We start from the raw sequence: 8,895 nt of genomic DNA on the forward strand, positions 1-8,895 counted from the left end.
TTTTAGGGCAATTGATGTCCAGCGTCAAGGTATAGATTATACCACTCTTGATTAGTTAACCGAATGTCAGCACCTTTTGCACTATCAGCAATGTGTTGAGGGTTCATTGTTCCCATCACCATCTGAATTTGAGCAGGGTGTTTAAGAATCCAAGCAGCTGCAATTGCATTTTTACCGACATTATACTTATTAGCTAATTTGGCTAAAGTGGCATTTAGCTCGGGATAATCAGGATTATCGATAAAGGTTCCTTCAAAGTTTCCATACTGGAATGGTGACCAAGCTTGGATGGTAACATGGTGTTGGCGACAATATTCAAGAATTTCACCATCATGGTTAGTACCATCTTTATCATTAATGTTAGTATGGATGCCGAAGTCGATCATTCCGGTATGCATCAGACCAAACTGTAATTGGTTAAACATCAATCGTTGACTAACGATATTTTGAACCATCGCAAATTGTTGCGGGTTAAAGTTCGAAACACCAAAGAAGCGGACTTTGCCACTAGCTTGTAAAATATCAAATGCTTCACGGATCCCTTCTAAATCCATTAATGGATCAGGACGGTGTAAGAGGAAACTATCAAGATAATCGGTCTTCATTCGGGAAAGAATACCATCAACTGCTTCTAAGATATGTTGTTTGGTAAACTCGTACCGACTTCCAAAAACAAAACTTCCGTGGCTGCGTGCGGGATCAATAATAATACCTGCTTTGGATTGGATAAAGAGCTCTTCACGTTTTGTGCTTGAAAGTTTCAATGCTTTGCTAAAAACTTCTTCCGACTTTCCTTGACCGTAAATATCTGCGGAATCGATAAAATTAATGCCGTTTTCGTAAGCAGCATCAATTGCCTTCGCCGCATCAGCGGGGGATTTTGCTTCCATTCGCATAATTCCTAGAGCCATTGCTGGAATTTGAAGCGAAGTAGCGCCTAAATTAATTTGTTTCATAGAAAAACCGTCCCTTCAGTAAAATCAATGTTAATCATTGTCTTAATGATAACGAGACTTGATCTTACCGACAAGACGGCACATTTTATTTCCCAGGTTACATTGAAGTATCCTCGTCGTCTGCTTGCCAATCACCTAAATGGTCTTCAGCAAACATTTCGTATAGTTTATGTAACCGAGCTTGTTTAATTTTTGTAGTTTCTTTGTTATATGTACAAGTAGTATGTTTTACCTGATAATCTTGTGAATTAAGGTATCCCCAAGCACACATTACATCTAACAATGGGAAGAGGGAACGACCATGATTAGTAATGGAATATTCAACTTGAACTGGAATTGTAGGAATAACAGTTCGCTTAATAATTCCATCATGTTCTAATTCGCGTAATTGGGCAGTTAAAGTCTTCTTAGGGGCTAACTCTAGGTAGTGAAGGATTTCGCTATATCTTTTTGTGCCATTTTTTTCTAAGTAATGGAGAATCAAGGGTTTCCACTTGCCACCAATTACATTAAGTGTTATCTGGATTTCACTAAGAACCTCTTTTTCTGCCATGATTAAAACTCCTTTGTTGTATAAAAAAAGAGATTGAGAAAGTAAATCTCAATCTCTGTAAACCTCTGATGGGCAGTCAGGGGATCGAACCCTGGACCCACGGATTAAGAGTCCGTTGCTCTGCCAGCTGAGCTAACTGCCCATATCCTTTAACAGAATACTTAGTTATTTTAACTTGTTGCTACTAAAATGTCAAATGTTTTCTCGCAATTTCTTGAAAATTCGTTAAGCTTTTTCCCCTTGTGCTATAATAGAAGCACCTATGTAAAGCAGAATTGAAGTATTAATCAATTAACCCAACGGAGGGAATCATTGATATGGCAAAGAAAATTTTAGTTGTTGATGATGAAAAGCCAATTTCTGATATCATAAAATTTAACCTCGAAAAAGAAGGCTATGAAGTAGTCGTTGCTTATGACGGTGAAGCAGCCTTAGAACAAGTTGAAGCAGAAAATCCGGATTTAATTATTCTTGACTTAATGCTGCCTAAGATCGATGGCCTTGAAGTAGCAAAGCGTGTGCGGGCAAAGCACACAATGCCAATCATTATGGTGACTGCTAAGGATTCTGAATTAGATAAAGTCTTAGGATTGGAATTAGGTGCTGATGATTATGTTACTAAGCCGTTCTCTAATCGTGAATTAGTCGCGCGGGTTAAAGCTAATTTGCGGCGGCAGGCCACTCTTAAAGCGCCAGCAGAAGAAGATAGTAACTCTGATATTCAAATTGGTGATCTTACAATCCACCCCGAAGCATATACCGTAACTAAACGGGGAGAGAACATTAATTTAACCCACCGTGAATTTGAATTGTTACACTACCTTGCTCAACATATTGGGCAAGTAATTAATCGTGAACATTTACTCCAGACAGTTTGGGGTTATGATTACTTTGGTGATGTTCGAACGGTCGACGTTACTGTTCGACGTCTTCGCGAAAAGATAGAGGATAACCCCAGCCATCCGCAATGGCTAATTACCCGTCGTGGTGTTGGTTATTACTTAGCAAATCCTGATCAGAATTAGAGGCTGAACCATTGTGAACAGCAAGTTAAAATTTTATCAATCGATTCGGTTTAAAATCGCCCTTGTATTCGTGTTAATTTTGATGTTAACACTAGAATGTGTAGGGGCGGTTTTTGTGCGTCAATTGGAGCACCAAAACCTTAATACATTCAAGCAAACGATTGAACTACCATCTTATGTTGATAATTCATTAGCTGAGCAATTAGCACGCTCTAATACTAAAAAGGCAAATAAACAAATTAACCAGATCCTTTCGGAAGTAAACAATAATAATATTTCTGAAATCCGAGTTGTTGACAGTAAAAGTGTTGTCCGCGGAACAAGCAATGCCGATAATCGTAGCGCTATTGGACAAAAAACAACTGACCAAGCAATAAAGGCAACTTTATTGAATAACCGTTCACACACCGAAAATTTATATGATAATTCTAACCACACACGTTACTATGTAAATGTGATTCCGCTAGTTGACAATAGTAATAATAATGTTGTCGGAGCGGTATACTTACGCGCGAGTTTAGAGAGCGTTTATTCAAATATCAATAATATTACGCTTGTCTACTTATCCGCAGCGATGATTACAATTGTAATTAGCCTATTGCTGGCAATAATTATTTCCCAGGAAATAACCCGGCCAATTGAAGAAATGCGGAAACAAACATTGCGGATTGCCCGTGGGGATTATTCCGGTCAAGTAAAAGTATTGGGAAATGATGAATTAGGTCAACTAGCGGGAGCGGTTAATAACCTGTCAGTACGTGTTGAGGAAGCCCAAGAGTCAAGCGACTCTGAACGACGGCGGCTTGATAGTATTCTTTCACATATGTCTGATGGAGTGTTAGCAACAGACCGGCGTGGTAATGTTACGATTGTGAATAATATGGCTCTTCAATTACTTGGTGTGGAAAATGAAGATGATTTAATTGGTAAATCAATTATCGATGTTTTGGATATTCGTCATGACTATACTGTTCGACAATTAGTAAATGGCGAGCAACGAGAAATGATTATTGATATGTCAAATTCAGGTAATAACTTAATCTTGAATGCCTATTTCTCTCCAATTCAGCGTGAGTCAGGCTTTGTTAGTGGGCTTGTTTGTGTCTTGCATGATGTGACTAGCCAGCAAAAAGAGGAGCGTGAACGGAAGCAATTCGTTTCAAATGTATCACATGAGTTACGGACACCGTTAACAAGTGTAAGAAGTTATGTTGAAGCATTAAGTGATGGCGCTTGGCAGGATAAAGAGATTGCCCCTAAATTCTTAAAAGTTGTTCAAGATGAAACTGACCGAATGATTCGGATGATCAATGATTTATTGAGCTTGTCACGGATGGATGCTGGAACAACAAAGCTCAACCTTGAGTATGTAAATATTAATGAGCTGTTTAATTATATTTTGGATCGCTTTGATATGATTATCAAAAAAGAAGATCCGAAAAAGAAAAAATACACGATTGAACGGTACTTTACCAAGAAAGACTTATGGGTGGAAATTGATACCGACAAATTTACCCAAGTAATCGATAACATTATGAATAATGCAATCAAATATTCACCTGACGGGGGTGTTATCACGACACGTCTTTTGGAAACCCACAATCATGTTATTCTTAGTATTTCTGATCAAGGACTTGGTATCCCTCGGAAAGACCTTGGCCGTATTTTCGATCGCTTTTTCCGGGTTGACAAAGCACGGAGCAGAAAACAAGGTGGAACAGGCCTCGGACTAGCGATATCTAAGGAAGTTATCAATATGCTTGGTGGGCAGATCTGGGTTGATAGTGTAGAAGGCAAGGGATCAACTTTCTATATTTCATTGCCATATGTACCTTATGAGGAGGAAGACTGGGATGATGAGGAAACTGAAAAGTAATTGGCAATCAATCGCCTTAACGGTTGTTGTAATTATTAGTTTGTTCATTTCGTGGGTTATCTGGACAAATCCCTTTCCTTACGAAGGAGCACGACACGAAAACTATAGTAGTAATCAATCGCAACAATATACGCCACAGTCGATGGGCGATGTTTATCTGCCAACAAAAGCAATTGAAACCAACAAAAATGGCAACCAAAACCAGTTGCATAGTCCGAAGGCAAACTTGATTTTAAGTGTAAAGAAGGAATTGCAACACTGGAAACTCGGACGGACAAATATTGTTAAGCAAAATAATAGTGATGTTTACTTAAGTTATTTACGCCGACGAAATTCATTAATGTTGACATATCCAGATGAAATACCAAGTTCAGTCTTTGATGAAACCTTTTCACAATCGATTGATACCGATCGGGTCAACCAAATTAACCATATTGTTATTCCGTTAAATGGCCAACACGAAATTTATTTACTAGGGGACCACCATTATAGTGTTTACCGTGTGCGAGTTGAAAAGGGCGATTTTAGCAAGATTCGTCAATTGTTGACATCAATGGAAAAAATTCCAGTTGATCATAAGATTATTAACGGAGTGGCGGTAATGGTGTATCCGCGTTCTTTTGAATTGCCAGAATTAGGTTATCAAATTACTGCGCAAAATATTGATACGCTTAGTGCAAGCTTAATGAGTACCAATCAACATACAACAATAACTGCAAACCGTAATGGTAATGAAACAACATATACCGATGGAACTAATCGTCGTTTGATTTTTAATCGCCAAAACGGAACGATGAAGTATGAAAATTATTTGAGTAAAGATGATCGCGAATCAACCAGTCAAATTTTTTCGCATTTCTATAGTAAGCTAACAGCAATCGGCATTCCGCTCGATAATCTCCGCTATGATGAGGTAAGTGACCATGGTCGGCAATTAAATTATCGGCCGTATGTTAACAGCTTTCCAATATTTAATAGTAATGGCTATGGGGAAGTAACTTTAGAATCAACAGAGAGCGGCAATGAGCGATACTGGATGAGTCTTTACAGTTTACAGGTTCCGTTACCAATCGACCATCAGACGGTTAAGCTACCATCGAGTACAGATGTTATCAATCAACTTCATGCAACGAACAGAATGCGTGATATAAAAGATTTACGAGTTGGATATATTTGGAAGAATACAGATAAAGATAAGCATGTTGTTAAGTTAATACCAACATACTTTATTAAGTACCATGGTCGATGGGTTGAATACACTGAATTAGAGAAGTAGGAGGAGTAGAGCATGAATTTTAAACGCATTCAATGGATCTTTATTCTTGCCTTCTTACTTTTTGATATATTAATTGGCAGCTCACTGATACTTGAAACCCGTTTTACAGTTTCTAATGGACAACCGAATCGCCAATCGACTGTCTTAAAAGAGATGCATAATGATTCGATTAGTTACGGGGAACTCTCTAACAAGCAACAAACCGGCTACTATATTGCTGGGAAACGTTCAACAGATGGCGGTACGTTGGAACAGGAATCTGGACGGTTACGCAACCAGAATTTCCATTTCTCATCAGGCACATTAACAAGTGATTTTGATAAGCCGATTAGGCTCTCTAAAGAGAATTCATTACGGCGGGTGAATCGTTTACTAAAAAATAAGAAGATGGTTGCTCTAGGAGCGAACTATCGATATGACAAAGAGTTATCTGATAAAAATACTCTTGTTTATACCCAAATGCTTGAAGGAAAACCATTAATTTCCAATGACGGCCAAATTCGGTTTCGGGTGAATTCAGACCGTGAAGTAACTGGTTATACGCAAACTTACTTACAGGACGTTGAAATACTGCGACAACGTTCCAACACTATTAGTCAGCAACGAGCCGTAACATGGTTGTATAAGCACAACCAAATCCCTAATAATTCACGGATTCGTTGGGCACGGCTAAGTTATGCTAAGTTATTAAATACGACGACTGACGATAAGGCAGTCTATGTACCAACATGGGTCGTTGAAATTAAGACAAAAAATTCAGGAGCTATCCAACAGTTAGAAGTTAATGCTTTTAACAGTACGGTAATGAAAGAAACACCAGATAGTATAAATACCAACTCATTAAATAATAAATAATCAAGGAGGTACTCTAAGTGACAGATACTGATCCATTGCGTTACAGTATACTTGCGAGTGGTAGTACAGGGAATGTAACTTATTTAGAAACGCGACACCACCGCATTCTGATTGACGCAGGTTTGAGCGGAAAACGGATTGAAAATTTAATGAAAAAGATTGATCGCTCATTGAAGGATGTTGACGCAATTTTTGTGACGCATGAACATAGTGATCATACCCATGGTGTCGGGGTTCTTGCACGACGATACGGGATGGATGTATATGCGAATGAAGGAACGTGGGCAGCAATGGCCAGTAAAGTCGGTAAAATTCCATTGGAGCAAAAGCACATTATTGCGCCAAATACGGTTAAAAATCTGGGCGATATGGATATCGAAAGCTTTGCGGTCTCACATGATGCAGCCCAACCACAGTTTTACCAAGTTCATCATAATAACAAGACATTTTGTGTATTAACTGATACGGGCTACGTATCAGATCGCATAGAAGGGACTATTCGTGATGCTGATGCATATCTGATGGAATGCAATCATGATACTGAAATGTTGCGGATGGGGCCTTATTCATGGCCGCTCAAGCAACGAATCCTAGGAGATGAAGGGCACCTTTCAAATGAAGAAGGGGCCGATGCATTGATGGGGGTCATTGGCCGTCGTACAAAGGAAATTTTCTTAGGTCACCGCAGTCAACACAATAACATGCGGTCACTAGCCCATTTAACGGTTGCTAGCATGATGGAACAACATGATTTTGGTGTTAATCATGACTTTGAATTACGTGATGCCGAACCAGAAACGCCAAGCAAATTAATGACGTTATAATAAAAATAGTAAGATATCACGTTTTTTATCAACTTTATTCAATGATTTTTCATATTTAAATTGTAATTTGAAAGTAATGATTCTTTGAGATAGTGGAGGGTTGATTGATGAAAAAGATAAGAGAAGGGTTAAAAGACCGTTTATGGCTAGGCGTAATTATCGTTGGATTATTTGCTGGGCTAATTGGTGGTGGCATAGCCCTAGGAATTAATAATATGGTTCAACATCACGAAGAAGTTGCAAGTACAAAGGTTCCAAGCGGCTCTAATAAATCGGGAGGAACAAAGGTTAATAAAAATAAGGCAGACTTAAATGGAGAAGCTTCACAAGCATATAAGTCTGTGCAAGGTGCTGTGGTTAGTGTTATTAACAAACAAAAAGTACAACAATCAAATGGTACTTTAGGCATTTTTGGGTATGGTAATAGCAGTGCCAACAGTAATAGCGATTCATCCAGTGACAATAAATTAGAAACTGCTAGCGAAGGTTCTGGTGTTATCTACAAGAAGAGCGGTAATTCAGCTTATGTTGTTACTAATAACCACGTGGTAAAAGGATCAAATGCTTTACAGGTGATTCTTAGTAATGGTAAGAAAGTGAATGCTGATCTGGTAGGAGCAGATGCCGCAACTGACTTAGCAGTGTTAAAGATCAATGCTGGAAATGTGAAGACCGTTGCATCATTTGGCAATTCAAACTCAGTTGTTCCAGGACAAGATGTGTTAGCAATTGGTTCACCAATGGGTAGTGAATATGCAAATACTGTTACGAAAGGGATTATTTCTGCCAAAAACCGGACGTTAAAGGCGGGAACTGATGGTACTTTAACTTCAGTTATTCAAACAGATGCCGCAATTAACTCTGGTAATTCAGGTGGTCCGCTTATTAACATGGCGGGACAGGTTATCGGTATCAACTCAATGAAACTTGCCTCTGATACGCAAGGTTCATCAGTTGAGGGAATTGGCTTTGCTATCCCAAGTAATGAAGTAGTAACGATTATTAATCAATTAATCAAAAACGGTAAAATTACCCGTCCGTCACTTGGTATTAGTATGGTTGACCTTAGTAATGTGACATCTGACCAACAACAATCTGTTCTAAAACTGCCTACAAGTGTAAGTAAAGGAGTTGTAGTAATGGATGTAAGTAATGGATCAGTCGCAGATACTGCGGGGTTAAAGAAGTATGATGTGATTACTAAACTTGGTGATACCAATATCACCGATGCAGGATCGCTAAAAGCGGCCTTATATAAATATAAAGTCGGTGAAAGTGCTAAGGTAACCTACTATCGTGATGGACAACAGCACACGGCAACTCTCCACTTAACAAAGAGTGCTGATACGACAACTAACGATTCGCAACAAGGTACCAACCAATAATAATGGATATCTGTCAACTGGTATGGTTGACTAAAAATACTTCCTACAAAAATGTAGGGGGTATTTTTTTACGAAAAAATACAATCGATTCTTAAAAAGAAAAATTTTTGATTGGCAAAACCATAACAAGTTCGTTTTAGCGTTT

At 38.6% G+C, this 8,895-nt stretch carries 8 protein-coding genes and 1 tRNA gene; 6 read left to right on the plus strand and 3 right to left on the minus strand.

Annotated features, from left to right (window positions below):
* Positions 1-2: 2 nt before the first annotated feature.
* The 3 genes from DTK66_RS04375 to DTK66_RS04385 form a co-directional block, all read right to left on the minus strand.
* Entirely contained in the window at positions 3-956 is a 954-nt protein-coding gene (locus tag DTK66_RS04375; protein WP_153929830.1) for an aldo/keto reductase, read from the minus strand.
* Positions 957-1,053: 97 nt separating this feature from the next.
* Entirely contained in the window at positions 1,054-1,509 is a 456-nt protein-coding gene (locus tag DTK66_RS04380; RefSeq protein WP_191667900.1) for a winged helix-turn-helix transcriptional regulator, read from the minus strand.
* Between the two features lie 69 nt (positions 1,510-1,578).
* Positions 1,579-1,651 (minus strand) — tRNA-Lys (locus DTK66_RS04385).
* A gap of 175 nt (positions 1,652-1,826) precedes the next feature.
* Between DTK66_RS04385 and yycF the strand changes: the two genes are divergently transcribed.
* From yycF to DTK66_RS04415, 6 genes are all read left to right on the plus strand, one after another.
* The gene (gene yycF, locus DTK66_RS04390; protein WP_153929829.1) at positions 1,827-2,534 is read left to right on the plus strand and encodes a response regulator YycF; all 708 of its coding nucleotides are present in this window, start codon (positions 1,827-1,829) and stop codon (positions 2,532-2,534) included.
* Positions 2,535-2,547: 13 nt separating this feature from the next.
* Positions 2,548-4,410, plus strand: coding sequence for a cell wall metabolism sensor histidine kinase WalK (walK, locus tag DTK66_RS04395; protein WP_191667901.1), 1,863 nt, complete (start codon positions 2,548-2,550; stop codon positions 4,408-4,410).
* The gene (locus DTK66_RS04400) at positions 4,388-5,686 is read left to right on the plus strand and encodes a YycH family regulatory protein (protein WP_153929828.1); all 1,299 of its coding nucleotides are present in this window, start codon (positions 4,388-4,390) and stop codon (positions 5,684-5,686) included. The genes walK and DTK66_RS04400 overlap by 23 nt, the downstream gene beginning before the upstream one ends.
* 12 nt (positions 5,687-5,698) lie before the next feature.
* Positions 5,699-6,541, plus strand: coding sequence for a two-component system regulatory protein YycI (locus tag DTK66_RS04405; protein WP_153929827.1), 843 nt, complete (start codon positions 5,699-5,701; stop codon positions 6,539-6,541).
* A 17-nt stretch (positions 6,542-6,558) separates the two neighbouring features.
* A complete protein-coding gene (locus tag DTK66_RS04410) occupies positions 6,559-7,365 on the plus strand; it encodes an MBL fold metallo-hydrolase (RefSeq protein WP_191667902.1) in 807 nt (268 codons plus the stop codon).
* Between the two features lie 107 nt (positions 7,366-7,472).
* Positions 7,473-8,750 carry a S1C family serine protease gene (locus DTK66_RS04415; RefSeq protein ID WP_153929826.1) on the plus strand — a complete coding sequence of 426 codons (1,278 nt, stop codon included), beginning with the start codon at positions 7,473-7,475 and terminating at the stop codon, positions 8,748-8,750.
* Positions 8,751-8,895 lie beyond the last annotated feature (145 nt).

It is taken from the genome of Limosilactobacillus walteri (assembly GCF_014830205.1).
Lineage (GTDB): Bacteria > Bacillota > Bacilli > Lactobacillales > Lactobacillaceae > Limosilactobacillus > Limosilactobacillus walteri.

Excerpts from the sequence above, each read along its gene's own strand:
- DTK66_RS04375 (WP_153929830.1), bottom strand. The coding sequence starts at position 956 with ATGAAACAAATTAATTTAGGCGCTACTTCGCTTCAAATTCCAGCAATG.
- DTK66_RS04380 (WP_191667900.1), bottom strand. The coding sequence starts at position 1,509 with ATGGCAGAAAAAGAGGTTCTTAGTGAAATCCAGATAACACTTAATGTA.
- yycF (WP_153929829.1), top strand. The coding sequence starts at position 1,827 with ATGGCAAAGAAAATTTTAGTTGTTGATGATGAAAAGCCAATTTCTGAT.
- DTK66_RS04400 (WP_153929828.1), top strand. The coding sequence starts at position 4,388 with ATGATGAGGAAACTGAAAAGTAATTGGCAATCAATCGCCTTAACGGTT.
- DTK66_RS04405 (WP_153929827.1), top strand. The coding sequence starts at position 5,699 with ATGAATTTTAAACGCATTCAATGGATCTTTATTCTTGCCTTCTTACTT.
- DTK66_RS04415 (WP_153929826.1), top strand. The coding sequence starts at position 7,473 with ATGAAAAAGATAAGAGAAGGGTTAAAAGACCGTTTATGGCTAGGCGTA.